Origin of the sequence: Mitsuaria sp. BK037 (genome assembly GCF_014193045.1) — a bacterium.
In the GTDB taxonomy this organism is placed as follows: domain Bacteria; phylum Pseudomonadota; class Gammaproteobacteria; order Burkholderiales; family Burkholderiaceae_C; genus Roseateles.
On record NZ_JACHYS010000001.1, the window covers coordinates 362,026 to 385,897 of the forward strand.

The 23,872-nt window shown below is 70.3% G+C and carries 18 protein-coding genes; 10 read left to right on the forward strand and 8 right to left on the reverse strand.

The features are described 5' to 3' along the window. Positions 1-5: 5 nt before the first annotated feature. The 4 genes from FHT37_RS01575 to argA all read right to left on the reverse strand — a co-directional run bounded on the left by FHT37_RS01575 (position 6) and on the right by argA (position 5,141). Complete coding sequence (locus FHT37_RS01575) at positions 6-2,558, reverse strand: bifunctional diguanylate cyclase/phosphodiesterase (RefSeq protein WP_183478567.1); 2,553 nt, start codon at positions 2,556-2,558, stop codon at positions 6-8. A 339-nt stretch (positions 2,559-2,897) separates the two neighbouring features. Then, positions 2,898-3,200 carry an H-NS family nucleoid-associated regulatory protein gene (locus tag FHT37_RS01580; RefSeq protein WP_091723182.1) on the reverse strand — a complete coding sequence of 101 codons (303 nt, stop codon included), beginning with the start codon at positions 3,198-3,200 and terminating at the stop codon, positions 2,898-2,900. A 258-nt stretch (positions 3,201-3,458) separates the two neighbouring features. Beyond that, entirely contained in the window at positions 3,459-3,731 is a 273-nt protein-coding gene (locus tag FHT37_RS01585) for an oxidative damage protection protein (protein WP_091723184.1), read from the reverse strand. A gap of 69 nt (positions 3,732-3,800) precedes the next feature. Further along, positions 3,801-5,141 (reverse strand): amino-acid N-acetyltransferase, encoded by a 1,341-nt coding sequence (argA, locus tag FHT37_RS01590; protein WP_091723187.1) that lies wholly within the window; start codon positions 5,139-5,141, stop codon positions 3,801-3,803. A gap of 111 nt (positions 5,142-5,252) precedes the next feature. On the opposite strand from argA, the gene FHT37_RS01595 reads away from it, so the two are divergent. The 6 genes from FHT37_RS01595 to FHT37_RS01620 all read left to right on the forward strand — a co-directional run bounded on the left by FHT37_RS01595 (position 5,253) and on the right by FHT37_RS01620 (position 16,231). Further along, the gene (locus tag FHT37_RS01595; RefSeq protein ID WP_091723190.1) at positions 5,253-5,663 is read left to right on the forward strand and encodes a VOC family protein; all 411 of its coding nucleotides are present in this window, start codon (positions 5,253-5,255) and stop codon (positions 5,661-5,663) included. Between the two features lie 42 nt (positions 5,664-5,705). Next, positions 5,706-9,758, forward strand: a complete 4,053-nt coding sequence (gene hrpA, locus FHT37_RS01600; protein ID WP_183478568.1) for an ATP-dependent RNA helicase HrpA — start codon at positions 5,706-5,708, stop codon at positions 9,756-9,758. A gap of 106 nt (positions 9,759-9,864) precedes the next feature. Then, positions 9,865-11,799, forward strand: a complete 1,935-nt coding sequence (locus tag FHT37_RS01605) for a serine/threonine-protein kinase (protein ID WP_183478569.1) — start codon at positions 9,865-9,867, stop codon at positions 11,797-11,799. Beyond that, positions 11,796-14,195 carry a serine/threonine protein kinase gene (locus tag FHT37_RS01610; protein WP_255489466.1) on the forward strand — a complete coding sequence of 800 codons (2,400 nt, stop codon included), beginning with the start codon at positions 11,796-11,798 and terminating at the stop codon, positions 14,193-14,195. Before FHT37_RS01605 ends, FHT37_RS01610 begins: the two co-directional genes overlap by 4 nt. 194 nt (positions 14,196-14,389) lie before the next feature. Beyond that, positions 14,390-15,250: a hypothetical protein gene (locus tag FHT37_RS01615; RefSeq protein WP_183478570.1), complete on the forward strand. Its 861-nt coding sequence runs from the start codon at positions 14,390-14,392 to the stop codon at positions 15,248-15,250. Between the two features lie 186 nt (positions 15,251-15,436). After that, positions 15,437-16,231 (forward strand): hypothetical protein, encoded by a 795-nt coding sequence (locus tag FHT37_RS01620; protein ID WP_183478571.1) that lies wholly within the window; start codon positions 15,437-15,439, stop codon positions 16,229-16,231. Between the two features lie 131 nt (positions 16,232-16,362). On the opposite strand, the gene FHT37_RS01625 is transcribed toward FHT37_RS01620, so the two are convergent. Then, entirely contained in the window at positions 16,363-16,587 is a 225-nt protein-coding gene (locus FHT37_RS01625; RefSeq protein WP_141225235.1) for a YXWGXW repeat-containing protein, read from the reverse strand. A gap of 121 nt (positions 16,588-16,708) precedes the next feature. On the opposite strand from FHT37_RS01625, the gene FHT37_RS01630 reads away from it, so the two are divergent. The 3 genes from FHT37_RS01630 (at position 16,709) to FHT37_RS01640 (ending at position 20,645) form a co-directional block, all read left to right on the forward strand. Next, a complete protein-coding gene (locus tag FHT37_RS01630) occupies positions 16,709-17,377 on the forward strand; it encodes a glutathione S-transferase family protein (protein ID WP_183478572.1) in 669 nt (222 codons plus the stop codon). An 89-nt stretch (positions 17,378-17,466) separates the two neighbouring features. Beyond that, positions 17,467-18,405: a peptidoglycan-binding protein gene (locus tag FHT37_RS01635; RefSeq protein WP_221210942.1), complete on the forward strand. Its 939-nt coding sequence runs from the start codon at positions 17,467-17,469 to the stop codon at positions 18,403-18,405. A 308-nt stretch (positions 18,406-18,713) separates the two neighbouring features. Continuing rightward, the gene (locus FHT37_RS01640) at positions 18,714-20,645 is read left to right on the forward strand and encodes a DEAD/DEAH box helicase (protein WP_183478573.1); all 1,932 of its coding nucleotides are present in this window, start codon (positions 18,714-18,716) and stop codon (positions 20,643-20,645) included. A gap of 58 nt (positions 20,646-20,703) precedes the next feature. Here FHT37_RS01640 and rpoZ read toward each other — a convergent pair whose 3' ends face one another. Together rpoZ and gmk are read right to left on the reverse strand one after the other, a co-directional pair. After that, on the reverse strand, positions 20,704-20,907 hold the full coding sequence (gene rpoZ / locus FHT37_RS01645) for a DNA-directed RNA polymerase subunit omega (protein ID WP_058936171.1): 204 nt from the start codon (positions 20,905-20,907) through the stop codon (positions 20,704-20,706). Between the two features lie 22 nt (positions 20,908-20,929). Beyond that, complete coding sequence (gmk, locus tag FHT37_RS01650; RefSeq protein WP_183478574.1) at positions 20,930-21,553, reverse strand: guanylate kinase; 624 nt, start codon at positions 21,551-21,553, stop codon at positions 20,930-20,932. Between the two features lie 120 nt (positions 21,554-21,673). Between gmk and FHT37_RS01655 the strand changes: the two genes are divergently transcribed. Further along, complete coding sequence (locus tag FHT37_RS01655) at positions 21,674-22,231, forward strand: DNA-3-methyladenine glycosylase (RefSeq protein WP_183478575.1); 558 nt, start codon at positions 21,674-21,676, stop codon at positions 22,229-22,231. 210 nt (positions 22,232-22,441) lie between these two features. On the opposite strand, the gene FHT37_RS01660 is transcribed toward FHT37_RS01655, so the two are convergent. Next, complete coding sequence (locus FHT37_RS01660; protein WP_221210943.1) at positions 22,442-23,767, reverse strand: outer membrane protein transport protein; 1,326 nt, start codon at positions 23,765-23,767, stop codon at positions 22,442-22,444. Positions 23,768-23,872 lie beyond the last annotated feature (105 nt).

A 23,872-nucleotide genomic window follows, 5' to 3' on the forward strand; every position in this document is an offset into this window, starting at 1 on the left:
GAAGTTTAAGTGATGGCCTGCGGCGGCTTTTCGCGGCCGCGGGCGACGGCGCCGCGCTGCCGCGCCCAGTCCAGCAGCGCCTGCGGCGGCAGCGGCTCGCACAGGCCGCTGCCCTGGCCGACGCGGCAGCCCATCTCGACCAGCGCCCGCGCATGCGCCGCCGATTCGACGCCCTCGGCCACGAGTTCGCAGCCGAACTGCCCGGCCAGCGCGATCACGCCCTGCACCAGCGCCCGGTCTTGCGGGTCGACCAGCATGGTCTGGACGAAGGAGCGGTCGATCTTCAGCTGGTCCAGCGGCAACTGCTTGAGCACCGACAGCGTCGCGTAGCCGGTGCCGAAGTCGTCCATCGCCAGCCACAGGCCCAGGCGCTTGCAGTCGGTGAGCAGGCGGCGCGCCAGCACGACGTCGTCAAGCGCGCTGGACTCGAGCAGCTCCAGCACCAGCCGCTGCGGCGGGACTTCCGGATGGCGGGCCAGCAGGGCGGCCAGCCGCGCCGGGAAATCCGGCGCCGCCAGATGACGCGGGCTGATGTTGACGCTGAGCGTGAGCTCGAGGCCTTCGGCCTGCCAGCGCCCGCATTGCGCGAGCGCCTGTTCCAGCACCCAGTGCCCGAGCGCGGCGGCCATGCCGCTGCGCTCCACCGACGGCAGGAAGGCCGCCGGCGCCAGCAGCCCGCGCTGCGGGTGATGCCAGCGCAGCAGCGCCTCGGCGCCCAGCAGCTCGCCGGTGACGAGGTCCAGCTTGGGCTGGTAGTGGAGGCACAGCTCGCCGGCCTCCAGCGCCTGCTGCACGCGCAGCGCGGCCTGGGCCTGCGCCTCGCGGCTGCGGCGCTTCTCGACGTCGAAGAACTGCACGCCGTCGCGGCCGCTGCGCTTGACGCGGTACAGCGCATGGGCGGCATGGCGCATCAGGGTCTCGGCTTCGCCGCCATCCTGCGGGTACAGCGTCGCGCCGACGCTCGCGCTCAGCCGCAGCACGTCGCCGGGCGTGCCCGCCGCGCTGCCGAAGGTGTCGTCGTCGCGGGCGTCCCCGTCCTCGTCCCTGTCCCTGTCCAAGCCCATGGCCGAGGTCGGCATTTCCTCGGTCACCGAAGCGGCGTCGGCCGAGGCGTGATCTGGCGATGCGTCGATCGGCCGGCGCACCACCTGGACGAGGCGGTCCAGCGCCAGCTGCGCCTCCGCGGCGCTCTGCACGCGCAGCAGCAGGCCGAACTCGTCGCCGCCGAGCCGGGCCACCTCGTCGGACCATTGCGGCTGCTGGCGCAGCGCCGTCGTCAGCCGACGAGCGAGCTCGCGCAGCGCCTGGTCCGCGCGCGCGGCGCCATGGCGGCGGTTGAACGCGGCGAAGCCATCCAGGTCCAGCCGCGCGATGCACAGCATCGAGCCGGGCCCGACATCGCGACTGGCCTGCAGTGCGGCCTGCAGGCGGCGCTGGAACTCCTGCTCGTTGGGGAGGCCGGTCAGCAGGTCGAAGCGGCCGATCCGCTCCAGCGCCTGCTGCCGCTGCAGGTCCTGGGTGAGGTCGCTGAGCGCCAGCACGCGGTAGCGCGGCGGGCCCTCGGGCTCCGGGATCGAGGACACGGTGAGCCGCAGCGTGCGCGGCGGGCCGCCGGCGGCGCGGACCTTCACCAGTCCCTGCCAGTGGCCGGCCGGATCGGCCAGCGCCTCGGCGATCGCGTCGAGGTCGTGGCCGCTGCGATGCAGCTGCGCCGCCTCCATCGGCAGCGCCGGCCGGCCCAGCAGCCGGCGGCGCAGCATCTCGGCGGTGTCGGGCGAGGGGCCGTCGTCCTCGATGACCAGGCCCGTCGGGGCCTCGAGCAGCTCGCCCATCAGCGCCCAGTAGGCCGGGTTGGCGTCGAGCAGCCGGTGGTCGAGGTCGGTGATCGCCAGGCCTTCGTGCAGGTGCTGGAACAGGCCGCTGCTCAGGCGCTGGCGTTCCTCGGCGGTGCGGCGCCACTGGATGTCCTGCAGGCTGGCCAGCACCCGCCGGGCGTGGCCGCGCGGATCGCGGCGCACGACGCGCAGCCGCAACTCGTGCCACACCCAGTCGCCGTCGTCGCCGGGCAGGCGCAGCGGATGGTGCAGCGCATCGGCCGCGCCTGCGGCGTCAGGGCGCCCGGCCGAGGCGCGCTCGAGCGCCGGGCCGCGCAGCAGCGCCGGCAGCAATTCCTCGAGCTTCATCCGGTCGACCGCATGGACCCGATCCAGCCAGGCCAGCGGCGCGGCCGGATCCGGCGGTCCGAGGCGCGCCTCCCAACCGGCCGAGGCGGCGATCGATCCGCCCGGGATCCATTGCGCCAGCGACAGGCCGGCGCTGTCGATCTTGGTGCGCCATTCGCGGCGCTCGTCGAGCGCGCGGCGACGTTCCATCCGGCCCTGCAGGACGACGCCCAGTCCCAGCAGCGGCAACAGCCACCAGGCGACCGCGCGCCAGGCGGGCCACCAGGCGCCCGCCAGCAGCAGCGCCAGGGTGGCGGCGACCAGCAGCGCCGTCGGGACGGACGCGGGCAGGCGGCGCGGCGCTGCGGGCAGCGCCCAGCCAGCGTGGGCGGACATGTCGGACTTCAAGGCGGCAGCGGCTCAGGAGGGGCGCGCCGCGCGCGGGTCGCGCGCGGAATCGGGCGGGATGCTAGCCGTGGCCTTGTCGCGGACGGTCAGCGCATTCCCTGCCGCGGTGGGCGCGCCCCCCGGAATGGGGGTGGCTGGCCCCCAAAGACGCGGAGCCGGCACGGCGCGGGCAGAAGCGCCGTCGGAAATGCAGCGGGGAATGAAAAAAGAATGCAGCCGGGGGAATGCCCTGGGAAGGGCGGCAGGAAAAGCGACTCCGAAAAGCGGCTCCGAAAAGCAGAAAGCCACCCGAAGGTGGCTTTCAAGCGGGGCCTGAAACGGCGGGCGTCAGATCACGAAATCTTCCAGCTTGGCGCCGCCGGAGATCGCGGCCTTGAGCCACTTGGGTTGCAGACCGCGGCCGCTCCAGGTTTCGCCAGTCGCCTGGTTGCGGTACTTGGCCGCCACCTTGGACGACTTCGCCGTACCGGTCTTGGCCGCGCGCGCGGTCAGGTCGGCGACCGACAGGCCGTATTCCTGCATCAGCGACTTGACCTTGGCGATCGCGTCGGAACGCTCACGTTCCTGGGTTTCGGCGATTTGCTGTTCGAGGGCGGCCCGCTGGGCCAGGAGGTCTTTGAGCGATGCCATTTATGCAATTCCTCGCGTAGTTCAACAGCTCCCCGGAAAGGGATTGCCGCATTATAGGCAGGGAATCGAGTATCACCGCAAGGGGGTAAATGCCCGGTTCTCGGGCTGTCCCGCATTTCCTGGGGATTTCAGCGCCGGTCTGTCAAAAATCGTGTCGGCCGTGGCACGAATTGGGGAGGGAAGTCCCCCGGGCGTGGGCGGGAAATGCCCTAAACCGGGGAGTGGCGGTGCATCCCGGGATGCACCGCCGCGGGGAAATCAGGCCGTCGGCGGCACATATCCGGCGGGTTGTTCCGCGCCGCCGCCGAAGAAGAACTGCTCCATCTGCCGCGCGAGGTATTGGCGCGCGCGCTGGTCCGCCAGATTCAGGCGGTTTTCGTTGACCAGCATGGTCTGGTGCTTCATCCAGGCCGCCCAGGCTTCCTTGGAGACGTTCTCATAGATGCGCTTGCCGAGTTCGCCGGGATAGACGGGAAAGTCCATGCCTTCGGCTTCCTTCTTCAGATAAACGCATTGCACGGTGCGGGCCATATCAAACCTCGATGTTCAGAAAGTGGGGGGAAGGGACGTCGCCGGGCGGGTTGCGCCGGCGGCGCCGGGTCAGCTGAGTTTCTTGACCAGGACCTGCGAGCGGCGGTCCCAGTTGTATTTGCGCTTGCGTTCCTCGGGCAGCCAGTTCGGGTCGACCGGCTGGAATCCGCGCTTGATGAACCAGTGCATGGTGCGCGTGGTCAGCACGAAGATGCTGGTCAGGCCCATCGCCTTGGCGCGCTGCTCGATGCGCTTGAGGATGCGCTCGCCATCGCCTTGGCCCTGCACGGCGCTGGACACGGTGAGGGCGGCCATTTCGGCGGTGCGCGCTTCCTGGTAGGGATGCAGCGCCGCACAGCCGAATATCACGCCGTCGTGCTCGATGACGGTATAGGACTCGATGTCGCGCTCGATTTCGCTGCGCTCGCGCTTGACCAGCGTGCCATCGCGCTCGAACGGTTCGATCAGCGCGATCAGGCTGCCGATATCGTCGTGGGTCGCTTCCCGCAGGCTTTCGAGTTTCTCGTCGACCACCATCGTGCCGATGCCGTCGTGGGTATAGACCTCCTGCAGGATCGCGCCGTCGACGGCGAAAGGCAGGATGTGCGAGCGCTCGACGCCCGATTCGCAAGCCTTCACGCAGTACTTCAGGTAGAAACCGACGTCGGTCGGCTGCGTCGGCGGCGGCAGTTTCGCGATCAGGCGTTTGGCGTCGGCCAGCGCGAGTTCCGTGTCGATCGCGCTTTCCGGATCGTCGGGGTTTTCGCGCACGCCCTCGACCTCGGTCATGAACAGCAGCTTGTCGGCCTGCAGCGCGATCGCGGTTTCGGTCGCGACGTCCTCCATCATCAGATTGAAGGCGTCCCCGGTGGGCGAGAAACCGAAAGGCGACATCAGCACGATGGCGCCGATATCGATGGCGCGCTGGATCGCGGCGGCATCGACGCGGCGCACGATGCCGGAGTGCTTGAAATCAACGCCGTCGACGATGCCCACGGGGCGCGCGGTCAGGAAATTGCCCGATACGACGCGCACCGTGGAATTGGCCATCGGGGTGTTGGGCAGGCCTTGGGAAAACGCCGCCTCGATTTCGAAGCGCAATTGGCCGGCGGCTTCCTGGGCGCTGTCCAGCGCGATGCCATCGGTGATGCGCATGCCGTGGCTGTATTGCGGCTGGTGGCCCTTGAGCGCGAGCTGCTCGTTGACCTGCGGGCGGAATCCGTGGACCAGCACGATCTTGATGCCCATCGCATGCATGATGGCCAGGTCCTGGACGAAGCTGTTGAGCTTGCCGGCCGCGATCATTTCCCCGGTCATCCCGACGACGAAGGTTTCTCCGCGATACGCATGGATATAAGGGGCCACCGCGCGAAACCACGGCACGAAGGTATGGGGGAAGACCAGGCTCATGGGCGCGGATTGTGCAACAGGCTGTCCCCCCAACGCGGCGGGAAGGTCACTTGCGGGACACCGTCCGGCGGCGGAGCATGGCGCCTCCACAACACCCCCCGGAGCGAGACGATGGAAGTCTTCAAGACCCATGGCGCCTTCAGCTGGTCGGAGCTGCTGACCACCGATCCGAAGAAGGCCTCGGAGTTCTACGGCAAGCTGTTCGGTTGGAAGATCGACGTGATGCCGATGCCCGGCGGGCCAGCGGAGGCGCCGCCGTATTACCTGATCAAGACCGCCAAGGGCGGGGACGACGCGATCGGCGGGTTGATGGCCTGTCCGCAGCAGGGCATGCCGCCGGCCTGGGGCGTGTACGTGACCGTCGACAACGTCGACGAGACGGTCGCGCAGGCCAAGGCGATGGGGGGCAAGGTGCTGATGGAGATCATGGAGGTGCCCACCGTGGGACGGATGGCGACGCTCCAGGATCCGCAAGGGGCAGTGATCAACGTGATCACCTACGCCGAGATGCCACCAGCCTGACGACCGGCTCCCGCTTGCGGGGCGCGAGATAATCCGCGCCCCGTGAGTCAGAACACCAACGCCCCCGCCCCGGCGGCTCCGAAGACGGATCGCGCCCCGCGTCCGCCGCGCCGCCCGCGCCAGCAGGCCGCTCCTCGGCCTCCCGCTCCCGCCAACCCGATCCCGCCGATCGAGTTCCCCGAATCGCTGCCCGTCTCCGGCCGCCGCGAGGAGATCATGCGGGCGCTCGCCGAGCACCAGGTCGTGATCGTCTGCGGCGAGACCGGCTCGGGCAAGACCACGCAGTTGCCCAAGATCGCGCTGGCCATGGGCCGCGGACGCGGCAACGGCGGCGGCCTGATCGGCCATACGCAGCCGCGCCGCATCGCCGCCTCCAGCGTCGCCAAGCGCATCGCCGAGGAGCTCAAGTCGCCGCTGGGCGACGTGGTCGGCTACAAGGTCCGCTTCCAGGACCGGCTGCAGCCCGGCGCCTCGGTCAAGCTGATGACCGACGGCATCCTGCTGGCCGAGACCCAGACCGATCCGCTGCTCAGCGCCTACGACACGCTGATCATCGACGAGGCCCACGAACGCAGCCTCAACATCGACTTCCTGCTCGGCTACCTGCGCGAGATCCTGCCGCGCCGGCCCGACCTGAAGGTCATCGTGACCTCGGCGACCATCGATGCGGACCGCTTCGCGCAGCACTTCGCGTCGGCCAAGGGACCCGCGCCGGTGCTGATGGTCTCCGGCCGGCTGTTCCCGGTCGAGCAGCGCTACCGCCCCTTCGAGGAGTCCCGCGAGTACGACGTCAACGACGCGATCTGCGACGCGGTCGACGAGCTCTGGCGCGAAGGGCGCGGTGACGTGCTGGTCTTCCTGCCCGGCGAGCGCGAGATCCGCGAGGCCGCCGAGGCGCTGCGCAAGCACCACCCGCCCGGCGTGGAGGTGCTGCCGCTGTTCGCGCGTCTGTCCGAGCAGGAGCAGAACCGCGTCTTCCAGCCGCATGGCCAGCCGCGCATCGTGCTGGCGACCAACGTCGCCGAGACCTCGCTGACCGTGCCCGGCATCCGCTACGTGATCGATCCCGGCCTGGCGCGCGTCAAGCGCTACAGCTACCGCAACAAGGTCGAGCAGCTGCAGATCGAGAACATCAGCCAGGCCGCCGCCAACCAGCGCGCCGGCCGCTGCGGCCGCGTCAGCAACGGCATCTGCGTGCGGCTCTACGAGGAGAAGGACTTCCTCGGCCGGCCGCGCTTCACCGATCCGGAAATCCTGCGCAGCTCGCTGGCCGGCGTGATCCTGCGGATGAAGGCGCTGCGCCTGGGCCAGGTCGAGGACTTCCCCTTCATCGAGCCGCCGCCGCGCAAGGCCATCGCCGACGGCTACCAACTGCTCAACGAACTGGGCGCCGTCGACGAGCGCAACGAGCTCACGCCAATGGGCCTCGAACTGTCCAAGCTGCCGCTGGACCCGCGCGTGGGCCGCATGATCCTGGAGGCGCGCAAGCGCGACGCGCTCAGCGAGATCCTGATCATCGCCAGCGCGCTGTCCGGCCAGGATGTGCGCGACCGCCCGGCCGAGCAACAGCAGCAGGCCGACGAGAAGCACAAGAAGTTCGACGACGAGAAGTCGGAGTTCATGGGCTATCTGAAGCTGTGGAAGTGGCTCGGCGACGCGCGGGGAGGGGAAGGGGAGCACAAGCTCTCCGTCCGCAAGCAGGAGCAGCTGCTGCGCGACAACTTCGTCAGCCCGCGCCGCGTGCGCGAGTGGCGCGACATCTACTCGCAGCTGCACACCGTGGTGGCCGAGCACGGCTGGCGCCTGAACGGCGCGCCGGCGACCTACGAGCAGGTCCACCTGTCGATGCTCGCGGGCCTGCTGGGCAACATCGGCGTCAAGGCCGATGACGACGACTGGTACCTGGGCGCGCGCGGCATCAAGTTCTGGCGCCATCCCGGCGCGCACCTGAGCAAGAAGCCGGGCCGCTGGATCGTCGCGGCGGAGCTGGTGGACACGACGCGGCTGTTCGGCCGCGGCATCGCCGCGATCGAGCCGCAATGGCTGCCGGGCATCGCCGGCCATCTGATCAAGACCCAGCTGCTGGAGCCGCACTGGGAGAAGAAGGCGGCCGAGGTCGTGGCGCTGGAGCGCGCGACGCTCTACGGCATCGTGCTCTACAACAACAAGCGGGTGAACTTCGGCCGCATCGACGCCGCCGCCGCGCGCGAGATCTTCATCCGCGAGGCGCTGGTCAATGGCGACTGGGAAACGCGGCTGCCCTTCCTGGCGCACAACCAGAAGCAGATCGCCAAGGTCGAGGAGCTGGAGCACAAGTCGCGCCGGCAGGACGTGCTGGTCGACGACGAGCTGATCCACGCCTTCTACGACCAGCAGCTGCCGGCTGACGTGTACTCGGGCGCGACGCTGGAGAAGTGGTACCGCGAGGCCAGCAAGGCCGATCCCAAGCTGCTGCACCTGAGCCGCGACGAGCTGATGCGGCACGAGGCCGCCGGCGTCACCAGCAATGCGTTCCCGAAGACGATCCGGCTGGGCGGCGTCGATTGCACGGCGACCTACCTGCATCAGCCCGGCGACGCGCGCGACGGCCTGACCGTCACCGTGCCGATCTACGCCTTGAACCAGGTCAGCGACGAGCGCGCCGACTGGCTGGTGCCCGGCATGCTCGAGGCCAAGGTCACCGCGCTGCTCAAGAGCCTGCATCAGAAGCCGCGCGCCCGGTTGACGCCGCTGCCCGAGTTCGTCGCCGAGTTCGTCGAGCTGTATCCCTTCGCCCAGGGCAACCTGGTCGAGGTGCTGCTCAAGGCGGTGAAGGAGCGCACGCAGCTGGCGGTCCAGCGCAACGACTTCAAGCTCGAGCAGGTGCCCGCTCACCTGTTCATGAACCTGCGCGTCGTCGACGAGCACGGCCGCCAGCTTGGCCAAGGCCGCAACCTGGCCACGCTCAAGGCGGAACTCGGCGGCCAGGCCCGCTCCGCCTTCCAGGCCCTCGCCGCGCTGAAGCTGCAATCCTCGAACCCGTCGACCGACACCGCCACCAGCGCCGATGCCCGCACCGACGCCGGCGCAGGCACGGCCGCAGGCGCTGGCGCTGGCGCGGGTCTGAACTCCCTCTCCCGCTCGCGGGAGAGGGCAGGGGTGAGGGCAGCGGTCGCCGAAGGCCCCACATCTTCCCCAGATGCCCAACCCTCTCGCGGCATCAAGGCGACGGTGGCTCCGCCGCCCAAGCCCGCCGCTGAAGCGACGAAAACCTTCACTGCCTGGACCTTCGGCGAGCTCCCCGAGTTGATGGAGATCCGCAAGGGCGCCCAGACCCTGATCGGCTTCCCGGCGCTGATCGACAAGGGCGCGCACGTCGAGATCGAGGTCTTCGACGAACCCGAGCTCGCCGCCGCGAAGCACCGCGCCGGCCTGCGCCGCCTGATCGCGCTGCAGCTCAAGGAGCCGCTGAAGTACCTCGAGAAGAACATCCCCGACCTGACGCAGATGGCGGTCGCCTACATGAGCCTGGGCACCGCCGAGGAGCTGCGGGACCAGATCGTCGCTGTCGCCCTGGACCGCGCCTTCCTCGCCGACCCGCTCCCCACCGATGAATTCAGCTTCAAGGCCCGCGTCGAGGAAGGCCGCGCGCGCCTGAACCTGATCGCTCAGGAAGTGGCGCGGCTGGCGTTCAACGTCCTGATCGAGTACCAGGGCGCGCTGCGCAAGCTCAAGGACACCCGCTCGGCCTCCAAGGAAGTCGTCGATGACATCCAGTCCCAGCTGCAGCGCCTGATGCCCAAGCGCTTCGTGCTGCAGACGCCCTGGAGCCAGCTGCAGCACTTCCCGCGCTACCTCAAGGCGATCACGCTGCGCCTGGACAAGCTGCGCGCGGACGCGGCGCGCGACGCCAAGCTGCTGTCGGAGCTGCGGCCGCTGGAGCAGCGCTGGTCGCGACGCGTGGCGGAACTCAAGGGCACGCCGGATGCCCGGATCGACGATTTCAGGTGGCAGCTGGAGGAGCTGCGGGTGAGCCTTTTCGCACAGGAACTGAGAACGCCGCAGCCGGTGAGCGTCAAGCGCCTGGAAAAGGTGTGGTCCCAGTTACAAAACTGAGCGGAGAATCGCCCCTACTTCTCCAGGCGAGGACATCGGGTTTTCGGTCCAATCCAAGCTACAAAAGGTCCGTGGCCCCCGCACCACCGGGTGTCGCTCATCGCTCGTGTCTGACAACAACACAACATCCACCGCCGCCCCGATGCGGCGCTTCGGCCGCTTCGAGCTGCGCGCGCTCCTGCACAAGAGCCAGCGCTCGATGCTGTGGGTGGTGTTCGACCCGGCGTCGGGCCAGGACATGTACCTGATGATGCCGCGCGAGAAGCCCAACAGCGAGGCGGCGATGCTGCACTGGCTGAAGACGGTGGACGGGGCCTCGCGGATCCATCATCCCAACCTGGCGCACGTCATCGAGACCGGCCGCGTCGATCCCTGGCCCTATGTCGCCTACGACCGCGCGCTGGGCGAGACGCTTGAGGAGCGCCTGGCCCGCGGCGGCCCGCCGCTGCCGCTGGACGCGGCCGGCTGGGCCGCGCAGGCGCTCGAGGGCCTGGCCTTCGCCCACGAGGCCGGCCATGCGCACCGCGACATCCAGCTCGCCCACCTCGTCGTCGACGGCGCCAACCATGTGCGCGTGCTGGGCCTGGAAGTGGCGCAGGAGATCGTCCCCGCGAGCGCCGACTTCAACGCCGCCACCCGGCGCGCGGTGCGCGAGGCGGCCGAGGAGGATGTCGTCAGCATCGGCCTGGTGCTGCACCGGCTGCTCACCGGCAAGCCGGTGCTCGACGAGCCCGACCTGCAGGCCGTGCTGCAGCGCATGCAGCCGCAGGGCCACGAACTGGTGCGCCTGGGCTGGGAAACCCCGTATCCGATCCCCGAGCCGCTGCGCGCGATCGTCAACCGTGCCAGCGACCGCCAGACGCGCCAGCGTTATCACCTGGCGCGCAGCTTCTGGCGCGCACTGGACGGCTGGCGCCAGTCGGCCGAGCAGGACGACGGCGGCCCGATCGCGCTGCTCAAGGACAAGATGCAGCGCTTCGGCCATCTGCCCAGCACCTCGACGCGGCTGGTGACGACGGTGGCCTCGTCCTCGATGGAATCGCAGCACGGCAGCCAGCTCGCCGCGATGGCGCTCAAGGACATGGCGCTGTCGCTGGAGCTGATCCGGCGCGTCAACAACGCGCTGCGGCAGCAGGGCCCGACCAGCGGCGGCACGGTGCTGAACCTGCAGCGCGCGATCGCGATGCTGGGCCTGAACGGGCTGGAGGACGCGGCCCGCGCGCTCAAGCCCTGGCCCGGTCCGATGAACGACGGCCAGGCGCAGTTCATGCAGAGCGTGATGCGCCGCGTGCAGCGGGCCGGTCAGGTGGCGCAGGCGCTGCGGCCGGCGGGCTATGACGGCGAGGTCGTGTATCTGATCTCGCTGATGCAGAACCTGGGCCGGCTGCTGGTGCAGTACCACTTCCCGGACGACGCGCAGCAGATCCGCCAGCTGCAGGTGGCGCCCGAGGCGACCGAGGACAACCCCAATCCGCGCGGCATGAACGAGCAATCGGCCGCCTACGCGGTGCTGGGCTGCGACCTGGAAAGCCTGGGCCTGGCGGTGGCCCGCTACTGGGGCCTGGGCGACGAGCTGCAGCACATGATGCGCCGCCAGCCGCAGGAGGCGCCGGTGCGCCATGCCGATGGCGACATCGAGCTGCTGCGCCTGACCTGCAGCCTGGCCAACGAGCTGGTGGATGCGCTAGCCGCGCCGGAGCGCAAGCGGCAGGCGGCGATCGAGCTGGCGACGCGGCGTTATGCGCGCGCGCTCGGCCTGGGCTTGCGGGAGATCTACGACGCGCTCGGCGCCAGCGGCGCGATCGCCGACGCCGGCGACAGCGGCCTGGGCGCGATGACCGATCCGTCGATCGGCGCGGCCGCGACCGCGGCGCCGCGCTCCCGGCTGCGGGAGCGCGCTGAATCGGGCGCCCCGGCGAGCGTGCCGGCGGCGGCTCCGTCCGCCGGGGCGGCGCCCTCGGCCACCGCGCCGGCCTCGTCGTCCCTGACGACGCCCCCGACAGGGACGCGCATGCCCGAGCCCGGCAAGGACCGCCCATGACCGCCATGCCGCCCGCCGTCGGGCGCTTCAAGCCGCTGCGCAGCCTGGGGCAGGGCGCCCAGGCCACGGTGTGGCTGGCTCATGATCCGCGGCTGGACCGCGAGGTGGCGCTGAAGGTGCTGACGCAGGCGGTGGACCGCGCCAGCGTCGATGCCTGGCTGCATGAGGCGCGCGCGGTCAGCCGCTTGACGCATCCCAACATCGTGCCGGTCTTCGAGGCCGACATCGAGGCGGGCCAGACCTACATGGTCTTCGAGTACGTGCCCGGCGGCACGCTGACCGAGCGCCTGCGCCAGCGCGGCCGCCTGCCCGCGCGCGAGGCGGTGACGCTGATGCTGGGCATCCTGGACGGGCTGCACGCGGCCCATCAGGCCGGCGTCGTGCACCGCGACCTGAAGCCGTCCAACATCCTGATCGACTCGACCGGCCGGCCCAAGGTGATGGACTTCGGCATCGCCGGGCGGGTGGCCGCCGGCGGCGCCGCGGCCAGGCCCAACCGCATCGTCGGCACGCCGGGCTACATCTCGCCGGAGGCGGCGCGGGGCGATGCGCCCTCGCCGGTGATGGACGTGTTCGCGGCGGCCGTGATGCTCAGCGAGATGCTGTCCGGCCAGCGCCTGAACTACGACCCCGATCCGTGGCGCGCGGTGCGCCGCGCGATGGAGCAGACCCTGGACCCGCCCGCGGACCTGGGCCCGGACAGCGACGACGCGCTGCGCGCCGTGCTGCTGCGCGGCTTGGCGCGCGAGTCGGCGCAGCGCTGGTCCGATGCCAAGGCCTTCCACGACGCGCTGGCCGCCTGGCTGCATCCCGCCGGCGAGGCCCCCGATGCGGGCGAGGGCGGCAACGCGACGCTGGAGTTCCTGCTGCGCCGCATGCGCCATCGCAGCGACTTCCCGGCGATGGCCGATTCGGTGGCGCGCATCCAGCGCATGACGCAGTCGGAGAACGAGAGCCTCACCACGCTCTCCAACGAGATCCTCAAGGACGTCGCGCTGACCAACAAGCTGCTGCGGCTGGTCAACACGGTGCAGTTCAGCCACGCCGGCGGCGGGCACATCAGCACGGTGTCGCGCGCGGTGGCGCTGGTGGGCTTCGGCGGCATCCGCAACCTGGCGCTGTCGCTGGTGCTGCTGGAGCGCATGGAGAACAAGCATCACGCGCAGCGCCTCAAGGAGGAATTCCTGCGCGCGCTGATGGCGGGCTCGCTGGCGCGCGAGCTGTGCCTGGTGCCGCGCGAGAACGAGGAGTCCTTCCTCGCGACGATGTTCCAGGGGCTGGGTCGTCTGCTGGCCGAGTTCTACCTGCCCGAGGAAGCGCAGCAGGTGCGCCGCGTCGTGCGGCCCGAACGCGGCATGGGCGAGCAGGCCGCGCCGCCGATGAGCGAGGCGGCGGCCTCGGCGCAGGTGCTGGGGCTGAGCTACGAGAGCCTCGGGCTGGGCGTGGCGCGGCAGTGGGGCTTCCCCGACAGCCTGCAGCGCAGCATGCAGCGGCCCGACGGCGACGCGCCGGCGCGGCTGGTCGAGCATTCGACGGACCGCATGCGCTGGCTGGGCCGCGCCAGCAACGACGTGGCCGACGTGATCCTGAACAGCGATCCGGCCGAGGCCCATGCCAAGGTGCGCGCGATGGCGCAGCGCTACGCACGCGCGCTGGGCGTCGAGGCCAAGGCCTTCGAGGCCGCGGCCGACCAGGCGCGGCAGCGGTTGACGCAGCTGGCGCAGGCGATGGACATCAAGCTGGCGAAGAACTCGCCCGCGCAGCGGCTGCTGGCGCCGCTGACGCCGTCGGCGGAGGATTCGCTGTCGCCGCACCAGCTGCAGGCGACGATGGTCGAGGGGGCGCCGGCGGGCGGCGTCATCTCGGCGGAGCAGGCGGCGGCGACGCTGGCCGCCGGCATCCAGGACATCACCAACGCCATGGTCGAGAGCTTCAAGCTCAACGAGATCCTGCGGATGATCCTGGAGACGATGTACCGCGGGCTGGGGTTCCGGCGGGTGATCTTCTGCCTGCGTGATCCCAAGACCGAGACGCTGACCGGCCGCTTCGGCCTGGGCGAGGGTGTCGAGGCGGTGGTGCCGAGCTTCCGCGTGCCGCTGCGGGTCATGCCCGGCATGCCGGCCGACCTGTTCACGGCCATCTGCACCAAGGGCGTGGACACCCTGATCGCGGATGCCTCGCAACCCAAGATCGCCGAGCGGCTGCCGGCGTGGTTCCTGAGCGGCGCGAAGGCGCACAGCTTCCTGATCCTGCCGATGGCGCTGCGCGGCGCGCCCTTCGCGATGATCTACGCGGACAAGCCCGAGCCGGGCAGCGTGGTGCTCGACGAGAAGCAGCTCTCGCTGCTGCGCACGCTGCGCAACCAGGCCGTGATGGCCTTCAAGCAGGCGAACTGAGCCCGGCCCGCTTCGCGGGGGGGCACCGCCGCCGTTCGTGAGCGGCTTCACGGATCGTCCTTCCGGACAGGGCCGCGCCCCGCGAAACCTTGATATTTCCGGCCGAACCGCGCTGCCGGGCCCTCATGGCTTGTCACTGACGCGCCGCCATGCATCAGCCATGGCGACGACAGTCATCCATGAAGGGAAATCCAATGAAGCACGAATTGAAGAAGACGCTGGTCCTGCTGCCGCTGGTGGCCGCGCTGGCGGCCTGTGGCGGCGGCGGGGGCGACAGCAGCCCCGTCGACACGACCCGGAGCGCGGACGGCGCGGGCGCGGGCACCGGCCAGCCGGCCACCGACGGCGACACCAAGGACACGCCCACCACGCCTGCGGTGGTAGAGCTGTTCCACATCTCGCCTCGTGGCACGACCGCGCGCTACCTGCTGCTCGGCACCAGCCTGCAATCCACCGGGGCGCTGGAGACCCTCGAGCAGCAGCCGACGGGCGGCGTCGTGGCGATGAACGCCCACACGCTGACGGGCCCGGACCTGTCGGTGGCGGACATCGCCGGCGACGAGACCTTCGCGCAGGGCCGGTGGGCCAAGGGCACGGCGCTGGCCGCCGGCAGCACCTCGACCCTGGGGGGCGCGCGCAACGCCGCCTACCACTACGTCGTGCACCTCCCCGCGACCCATCTCCCTGCCGGCGGCACGCTCCGGTGCGATGCCGGCACGTTCACGCGGCCCACGGTCATCAGCAACCCCTCGGCGCCGGCGCTTGGTGTCGCGACGGGGTCGGCCGCGCTGAGCTTCAACGACGCGGGCGCTGTGGTCGACGTGTCGCTCACCGCGACCGCCGGTCACCGCACCGGCACGGTGTCGACGACCGGACGAACGATCGCACCCGGCGCCTCAGCCGTCACCGGGAACTTCTTCAGCCAGGGCGACGGGATGATGCTGACGCTGGGCGACAGCGGCAACGGCAAGTTCCGCATCATCGCGGCCTATGAAGTGACGGCGGGCGGCGATGCGGCCTATCGCGGCATCGCCACCTTCCTCTGCGCGCGATGACCCGCCGGGCGGGCCCCGTCGGCCCGCCTGCTCGATCGAAGCCGCGCGAGCATCGCCTTTGACATTTCCCTTCATTCCGCGCTCCAGGCGAGCGAGCAGCCCTCTTCATTCCGCGACTAACCGCCGCGCTGTGCATCCGCACGGCGACCACGAACATCAACGATTGGAGATCTCATGAAAGCTGGAATGACGAAAGCCCTGGCGGTGCTGCCGCTGATCGCGGCATTGGCGGCCTGCGGCGGCGGTGGTGGAGATTCGGGGACGGCCACGCCCGCGGGACTGCAGGGCACCGGCGATACCAGCCGCCCCAAGGTGAAGGCGGCTTTCGTGAAGGGCGCGACGGCGCGTTACCTGATGATCAGTTCGTCCGCGCAGAACGCGGGCCGGCTCGAGACCATCGAGCAGCAGACGACGGGCGAGGTCATCACGATGAACGGCAACGCGCTCAGCGGCATCGACCGCGCGATCGCGGACGTCGCCGGCGACGTGTCCTTCGCCATCGGACGCTGGACCCACGGATCGACCGTGATCGGCAGCAGCACGAAGACGCTTGGCGCGACCGGCACCGCCGTCCATTACGCGGTGTACAACGCGCCGGACGCGTTCCCCACGAGCGGGAGCTTCTCCTGCGACGCGGGCCAGTTCACCGTGCCCACCCTGGACGTCGCCCCCGGCACCGAGGTCGGGCAGGCCAAGGGCTCGGCCTCGCTGAGCTTCGACGCCTCGGGCGCGCAGCTGGATGCGTCGATCACCGTGACGCTGGCCGACGGCAGCGCCGGCACGGAATCCGCCACCGGTCGCAAGCTGAACTCGCCGACGACGATCACCTACACCGGCGGCATGCTGGGCGGCTCGTCCGGCCTGCAGCTCACCATGGCGCAGGGCCTGGATGCCAGCAAGCAGGCGGTGATCGTCGGGTATGTGGTGAAGGTCGGCGCGAGCAAGTACCGCGGCGTCGCGATCTTCAACTGCTCGAAGTGAGCTCGAAGTGAGCTCGAAGTGACCCCAAAGTGAGCCCGATGAGGCGGCGCCCGTGAGGGACGCCGCCACTGACGAAGCCGGCCTTGAGCCGGCTTCGTCGTTCGAGGGAGACAGGAAAGAGGGACGAGGGCTCAGCGGCGGGGGCCGTAATGACCCGGGATCCAGCGCCGGCCTCCGCCTCGCGTGTCCCAGTAGCCATCGATCCAGATCGTGCCGGTGACGGGCACGACTTCCGTATAGCCGGGGCCCCGGTCGTAGCCGTAATAACGATGCGCCGGGACCACGACGCAGCCGGTCAGGCTCGCGGCCAGCGGCGCGGCGGCCAGGGCGAGCAGCAAGGGACGAAATGTGCGCATGGGGAACCTCCAGCAGGTCTGCATGCGTTTGAGAACGTATCGCCGCGGTGCCCCGCTGACGCGCCGGGCGGGACATTACCGGCCCGACAACAAGTAACGGCGCGTGCCATAGACTGCGCCGATGCTGACCGTCCACCACCTCAACAACTCCCGCTCGCAGCGGGTCCTGTGGCTGCTCGAGGAACTCGGGCTTCCCTACGAGATCAAGCCCTACCAGCGCGATCACAGGACGATGCTCGCGCCGCCCGAGCTGCGCGCCGTGCATCCGCTGGGCAAGTCGCCGGTGATCAGCGACGGGGGCCTGGTGATCGCCGAGTCCGGCGCGATCCTGGAATACCTCGTCGACCGCTACGGCGAAGGCCGCTTCAAGCCGGCCGCCGGCACGCCCGAGGCGCTGCGCTACCGCTACTGGATGCATTACGCCGAGGGCTCGGCGATGCCGCCGCTGCTCCTCAAGCTGGTCTTCGACCGCATCGAACGCGCGCCCGTGCCGTTCTTCGTGAAGCCGATCGCCCGGGGCATCGCGGCGAAGGCCAAGGCGAGCTTCGTCCAGCCGCAGATTGACAACCACATGAACTACCTGGAAGCGGAACTCGGTCGAAGCCCCTGGTTCGCCGGCGCGGACTTCAGCGCTGCCGACGTGCAGATGAGCTTCCCGCTGGAGGCCGCGGCGCAGCGTGGCGGCGCTGTGGCACGGCAGCCGCGCATCACCGAATTCCTCCAGCGCATCCATGCCCGGCCCGCCTACCAGCGGGCGCTCGAGCGCGGCGGTCCCTACGCGCTGGCCTGAGCGGGCGGTCATCCCCTGGATGACGGATGCGCGGGGGAGGGGCGGGTGCCAGACTGCCGCCGTCCGGGTCCCCCCGGCGGGAGTGCGCCATGTCCTTCCTCACGCCCTCGCAGATCCGCACCGCCCAGGCGATCGTCAATCTCTTCGAGACCGGTCATGTGCTGGGCGACTACGGCCAGGTGACCGTGCTGGAGGGCGATCCGGGGCGGCTGACCTATGGCCGCTCGCAGACGACCCTGGGGTCGGGCAAGCTGGTCGAGCTGCTGCGACAGTACGCCGGCAACCCGGGCGCGCAGTTCGGGGCCGAGATCGGCGACTGGCTGCCGGCCCTGGCGGCGGCCGGTGCGGCGCTCGACACCGACCAGCGCCTGCACAACCTCCTGCGCGCCTGCGCTGACGACCCGGTGATGCGCGAGACGCAGGACCTCTTCTTCGACGAGCACTTCTGGCAGCCCGCCGCACGTGCGGCCGGGAAGCTGGGCATCGTGTCGGCGCTGGGCACGGCGGTGGTCTACGACAGCTTCGTGCACGGCTCCTGGGCGCGGATCCGCGCGGCCACCGATGCGCAGGTCGGCGCGACCGCGCAGGCGGGCGAGCAGGCCTGGATCGACGCCTACGTGCGGGTGCGCCGCCAATGGCTGGCCACGCACAGCATCGCGATCCTGCGCGGCACGGTCTACCGGATGGATGCGTTCCGGCGGCTGATCGACCTCGGCCAATGGGGCCTGCCCCTGCCGCTGGTGGTGCGCGGCGCCGAGATCTCGATGACGACGCTCAACGGCACGCCGCCCGGCTGCTACGACGGGCCGGCGCCCGGCAGCCGCGCGCTGTCGGTCCAGGCGCCACTGCAGCGCGGGCTCGACGTGCGGCGGGTGCAGCTCGCGCTGTCCGGGCTGGGCGCGGACATCAAGGCGGATGGCGTCTTCGGTGGCGCCTCGATGCGCTGCGTGCAGGAGGTGCAACGCGCGCGTGGCCTGCCGGCGACCGGCGTGGCCGACATCGCCTTCATCGGCGCGCTGCTCGGCTGAGGCGCGTCGCCATGCGCGCGCCGGCCGATCCGTCGCTGCGTCCGCGGGCCGGTCGGCCTCGGCGACGGTCCTGCGTGGCGCGTCCCGTGCCGCCCCGTCGCGCCGACGCGCGCCGGCGAGCACGGCCCGCGGTGGCGACCGCGTCTTCGGGTCGCCGAGCGGGGTGGCCGCGCTCGGCGGCGGGTCGACCCGCACGCCGGCCGTCACCGTGCCGGAGGAGCCGTCCGTCCCGCTCGTCACGATGGCGGCCGCTATAGTCCCGCCTCCTCCGCATTCCTGCCGGCGTCCGCCGGTGACCGTCGCCGTCCATGCCCATCGCCGACATCCGCGCGGCGATCGAGGCCGAACTGGCCGCGACGCCCGAGTTCTACGACTTCCGCGTGCTCCGCAGCGAGCCGGAAGGTGCGTGCTGGCGGGTGACGCTCGAGGCGGGCTACGTCTACGCCGAGGGCCAGCGGCCCGGGCAGGCGTCGGCGCAGACGTTGCTCGACGAGCGGCTGGAGGGCGCGTCCGCTTGGTGGGGTGCGCCGGCCAAGGGCGGCGCGAGCGTGCGGGCGGTGGTGGTCGAGGACGACCAGCTCGTGCTGCAGGACGCGAGCGCGCCGCCGCCGGGAGAGGGGCACCTGATCCGGATCTATCCGCCGCGCTTCCTGCAGGCCGTGGCCGACGCCTGGGGCGATGACGCCTGGGCGCGCCGCGCCGCGGACTGCTGGCCGGGCCTGTCCGCGCCCGCGGCCCATCCGGCCGGACCGCGCCTGGACGGCTCGCCGTTCCGCTGGTTGCGGCCGGCGCAGCGACAGGCGCTCGGCTTGGTTGCCTTCGAGGATGCCTTCCTGTGGGGACCGCCCGGCACCGGCAAGACGACGACGCTGGGCGTGCTGGTCGCCGAGTACCTGGACCGTTGCCCCGCGGCGCGGGTGCTGCTGCTGTCGACCACCAACCAGGCGGTCGACCTGGCGACGCTGGCGGTGGACAAGGCGCTCCAGAAGGGCCGCCGCGAGGCCTTGCGCGGGACGATCCGCCGGCTCGGCGCGCGCTTCGATGCCCAGGCCTATGCCGGTCGCGAGCACTTGATCCCGGCGCCCGGCACCCCGTCGCAGCAGGTGCTGCGGCAATGCCGGCTCGCCACGATGACGACGACGCGCGCGGTCTTCACGCTGAAGACGCTGCGCGACCTCGCATCACCCGATGCGCCGCCGGAAACGTCGACGGCGATGCCTCCCTTCGACCTGGTGGTCTTCGACGAGGCGAGTCAGGTCAGCCTGGCCCATGCGCTCGCGCTGATGCCGCTGGGGCGGGCGCGCCTCTTCGCCGGCGATCCGCGGCAGCTGTCGCCGGTGCTGCGCGGCGACGACCGGCTGGCGCGGCTCTGGCTGGGGCGGTCGCCGTTCGCGGCCCTGCCCGGCGGCGGGCAGGGCGGGGCCGCGGTGGCGATGCTCGACGAGCAGTCGCGCATGGCGCCCCCGATCGGCGCGCTGGTGAGCGACCTGTTCTACGACGGCGCGCTGCGCGTGGCCGAGGAGGCGTTGGCGTCGGCGGACTGGCTGGCCGCGCGCTCGCGCGCGCTGGGGGACATCCCGGCGGAGGTCCATGTGGCGGTGCGGCGCGTGACGCGGGAAGGCGGCTGGTCCGCGAAGGACCGCGGGCCGATCCGAAGGGAGTCGGCCGACGCGATCGCGGCCACCATCGCCGAGGCGCTGGCCAGCGGCGCCTGGGCGCCGCACGAGCTCATCGTGCTCACGCCCTTCCGAGCGCAGCGCGCGCTGATCCGGCAGCGCCTGGCGGCGGCGGGCGTCGACGACGGGGTGCGGGTCAGCACCGTGCACCGCGCGCAGGGCAGTGAAGCGCCGGTGGTGTTCTTCGATCCGGCCGACGGGACCCAGCCCTTCCTGCGCACGGACGAGGCGCGGCGCCTGCTCAACGTCGCGCTGAGCCGCGCGCAGGCGAAGGTGGTGATCTACCTGTCGCCGGCGGACCTGACGAACGAGGTGCTCGCGCCCATCGTCCAGCGCCTGCGGCTGGCCGGCGATGCGCGCGAGGCCGTGCCGCTGTCGACGCTCGCCCGGGCGGCGGACTTTCCCTTCAACACGCGCGGATTGCGGATCGCCGCGGGACGGCTGGTCGGCGAGGTCGATCGCATCGCCGCGGACGGCGCCCGCTTCTGGGTCATCCACGAGAAGAGCGGCAACGCGGTGGAGATCGATGCGGCGTTCTGGCGGGAGCGGGCGAGGCCGGTGTGAGCGCCCCATGAAAAACGCCCCGCGAGCGGGGCGTTTCGATCCAGCGGTCGGCCGGGGATCAGACCGGCACGCGGCGCAGCATTTCCACGCCGACGTCGCCGTTGGCGACTTCGCGCAGCGCGGTCACGCCGGGCTTGTTCTTCGACTCCAGCTTCGGCGCGTGGCCTTGGCTCAGCATGCGGGCGCGATAGGTCGCGGCGAGCACCAGCTGGAAGCGGTTCGGGATCTTGGTCAGGCAGTCTTCGACGGTGATGCGGGCCATGCGGGTTCCTGAGGGGACGGGGTTACTCGATGAGGTCGAGCGCGCGGAACACGGTCGACCGGTTGCGGCGCTGGGTCGCGTATTTTAGCCGCTGCGCCTGGACGATGGCCTTCAGGTCGAAAAGCGCCGTCTCGAAGACGGCATTGATGACCACGAAATCGAAGTGTTTCGCCTGCGCGACTTCCTCCCGGGCGGTCTGCATCCGCTTGGCGATCACCGCTTCCTCGGTGTCGCCGCGCCGGACCAGGCGCTGCTTCAGTTCCTCCCAGCTCGGCGGCAGGATGAAGATCAGCACCGCATGCGGGAACAGCTGCTTGATCTGCAGCGCACCCTGGTAGTCGATCTCCAGCACGACGTCGTCGCCATGCGAGATGCGCGCCTCGATCGCCGCGCGGGAGGTGCCGTAGAGGTTGTCGTGGACCTGCGCCCATTCGAAGAACTCGCCGCGGTCGACCATGGTCCGGAATTCCTCCGGGGTGACGAACAGGTATTCGCGGCCGTGCTGTTCCTGGCCGCGCGGCGCGCGCGAGGTGTGCGAGACGGAGACGCTCAGCTTGGCGTCCAGTTCCAGCAGCGCCTTGACGAGGCTGGATTTGCCGGCACCGCTGGGGGCGGCGACAACGAAGAGATTGCCCGGGTATTCCATCGCGCGATTTTATAGAGGACGGCGTGAAGGCCTCGACAGGCCGCCCGGCGGCGGGCCGCGGCGACCGCGCACTCGTTCACGCCGCCGCAGGCGCGGGCGCCGATCCGCAATACTGGCGCGATGCAGCAGATCGATTTCATGGAGAGCCCGGTCCTCGTGGCGCGGCAGCTCATCGGGTGGACGGTGCTGGTGGACGGTGTCGGCGGCGTCATCGTCGAGACCGAGGCCTATGACCAGGACGACGAGGCCTCCCATTGCTTCGTCGGCCTGACGCCGCGCAACGCGGCGATGTTCGGCCCGCCGGGGCATGCGTACGTGTACCGGAGCTACGGCCTGCACTGGTGCCTGAACTTCGTGTGCCGTCCCGAGGGCCACGGCGCCGGCGTGCTGATCCGCGCGCTCGAACCGACGCATGGCATCGACCGCATGGCCGAACGGCGCGGCACCGCGGTGCCGCGCCTGCTCGCCTCGGGGCCGGGGCGGGTCGGGGAGGCCCTGGGCATCGATCGCTCGCTGGGCGGGGCCTCGCTCGACGCCCCGCCGTTTCAACTGCTGCCGCCGTCGCGCCAGGCCGAGGTGCTTTGCGGGACCCGCATCGGCATCAGCAAGGCGGTCGATCGCCCCTGGCGTTTTGTCGCGGCGGGCTCGCGCTTCCTCAGCAAGCCGATGAAGGGGTAGGGCCCCGCACGCGCGTGGGAGGTCTTCATTGACCCAGAAAAAACACCCCGGACGTTGCCGTCCGGGGTGAATGAGTTGCGTGTGAGGGGACTCGCACGACAACCCCTGGAACTGCCTGTCCGCGTCGCTTCAGTCGGGCGCGCCGATGCTTTCGCCTGACGACTGCTTGAAACGCGAGCGGAAGGACCTCGAGAGCGAGGGCCGCTCCCTTCAGAAGCTGTACTGCGCGGACACCGCCAGGATGTCGCTGCCGACCTTGTAGGTCCCTTGCAGCGTGCTGGCAGAAGGCGAGGTGAGATTGACGCTGGTGTCCTTGATGAAGAGGTGGGTGAAGCCGATGCTGTAGGCGAGCTGCTTGCTTGCGCGCCAGGTCGCGCCGAGCGACAACCACCTGCGGCTCACATCGGGAACGCGCACATCCCGCACGGCATCGGTGACCGGCGTCTGGTCGTAGGCGAAGCCGCCTCGGAGGGTCCAGCCGTCGTTCAGCTTGTACTCGGCTCCCACCGAGTAGAACGACGAGTCGCGGTAGCCGAAGTCCAGCGTCTGATTCGGCAGGTTCGACGCGAAGTCCAGCACGACCTTGTCGAACTTGCTCCACTCGGTACGGGAGTAGTCGGCCATCACCGTCCATTGATCGTTCAGCCGCTGGCTGAGGCTGAGCGTCCACGAGGCAGGCATCGTCAGCTCGGTATTGACGGTGGTGTTGACGAAAGTGTTCGGTGCCGCGACGGAGAGCACGGCGTTCGCGGCCGCCGGGATCGTGAAGGTGACGTCCGCGCGCTTGGCCTTGTGCTTGACCTCCGAGCGATAGGCCAGGCCGATCGTGGTGCCTTCAGCGGGACGCAGCAGCGCGCCCAGGGTATAGCCCACTTCGGTGTTGTCTCCCTTGACGTCCAGATAGCCGTCCGCGCTGGTGGGCAGGAACCCGGGGACACGGGAGGCTGCCAACTGGGCGCCGAAGTCCACCGCGTTGCGGAGCTCGACATCCAGGCGTTCGGCGAATACCGAGACCCCGAGGGACAGCGCCTCGTTGACCTTGTAGGAGCCGGACACGCCAGCGTCGATGACCTTCAGCGAGGTCTTGACGCCCTGGTAGCGGCCGACCCAGCCATCGTCGTACTCGGTCTTGAATCCAAAGGGAGCGGTCACCGAGAAACCCAGATGGATCCGGTCCGTCAACGGCGAGTGGAAGTACAGCGACGGAATCGCCGCGGTCTGTCCCGCGTCGCCGCCATTGCCGCCGGAAAGCGGGCGTCCGAGCGCATCGCGGCCTGCGCCATTGAACTTGGCCGAGTAGTTCACGACCGCCGCATCCGCCTGGAAAAGGCGCCCGTCGAGCAGGGCCATGGCGGCGGGGTTGTTCGCGATCACGGAGGCATCGCCGCCTTCGCTGATCGAGCCCGCGAAAGCCCGACCTTGACCCGCCGCGCTTTGTTCCTTCAGCTTGAAGGCCGCGGCATGGCCCAGGGTGGCACAGGCCATCCCGGTGACGAACACGAGCATCGACTGCCGGTGATTCTTGCGGAACATCATCTTCTCGGTCTCCTCTTGCAGGGCTTCCCAGCCCGTCGATTGATGGGTAGATGCGCCCGATCAGCGCATTGAATGTTGAGCGTAATATAAAACGGCGGACCACGG

Coding starts and splice junctions, on each gene's coding strand:
- FHT37_RS01625 (WP_141225235.1), bottom strand. CDS start 16,587: ATGCGCACATTTCGTCCCTTGCTGCTCGCCCTGGCCGCCGCGCCGCTG.
- FHT37_RS01655 (WP_183478575.1), top strand. CDS start 21,674: ATGCAGCAGATCGATTTCATGGAGAGCCCGGTCCTCGTGGCGCGGCAG.
- FHT37_RS01620 (WP_183478571.1), top strand. CDS start 15,437: ATGACGAAAGCCCTGGCGGTGCTGCCGCTGATCGCGGCATTGGCGGCC.
- gmk (WP_183478574.1), bottom strand. CDS start 21,553: ATGGAATACCCGGGCAATCTCTTCGTTGTCGCCGCCCCCAGCGGTGCC.
- argA (WP_091723187.1), bottom strand. CDS start 5,141: ATGAGCCTGGTCTTCCCCCATACCTTCGTGCCGTGGTTTCGCGCGGTG.
- FHT37_RS01615 (WP_183478570.1), top strand. CDS start 14,390: ATGAAGCACGAATTGAAGAAGACGCTGGTCCTGCTGCCGCTGGTGGCC.
- rpoZ (WP_058936171.1), bottom strand. CDS start 20,907: ATGGCCCGCATCACCGTCGAAGACTGCCTGACCAAGATCCCGAACCGC.
- FHT37_RS01630 (WP_183478572.1), top strand. CDS start 16,709: ATGCTGACCGTCCACCACCTCAACAACTCCCGCTCGCAGCGGGTCCTG.
- FHT37_RS01580 (WP_091723182.1), bottom strand. CDS start 3,200: ATGGCATCGCTCAAAGACCTCCTGGCCCAGCGGGCCGCCCTCGAACAG.
- FHT37_RS01575 (WP_183478567.1), bottom strand. CDS start 2,558: ATGTCCGCCCACGCTGGCTGGGCGCTGCCCGCAGCGCCGCGCCGCCTG.
- FHT37_RS01610 (WP_255489466.1), top strand. CDS start 11,796: ATGACCGCCATGCCGCCCGCCGTCGGGCGCTTCAAGCCGCTGCGCAGC.
- FHT37_RS01635 (WP_221210942.1), top strand. CDS start 17,467: ATGTCCTTCCTCACGCCCTCGCAGATCCGCACCGCCCAGGCGATCGTC.
- FHT37_RS01585 (WP_091723184.1), bottom strand. CDS start 3,731: ATGGCCCGCACCGTGCAATGCGTTTATCTGAAGAAGGAAGCCGAAGGC.
- FHT37_RS01595 (WP_091723190.1), top strand. CDS start 5,253: ATGGAAGTCTTCAAGACCCATGGCGCCTTCAGCTGGTCGGAGCTGCTG.
- FHT37_RS01640 (WP_183478573.1), top strand. CDS start 18,714: ATGCCCATCGCCGACATCCGCGCGGCGATCGAGGCCGAACTGGCCGCG.
- FHT37_RS01660 (WP_221210943.1), bottom strand. CDS start 23,767: ATGATGTTCCGCAAGAATCACCGGCAGTCGATGCTCGTGTTCGTCACC.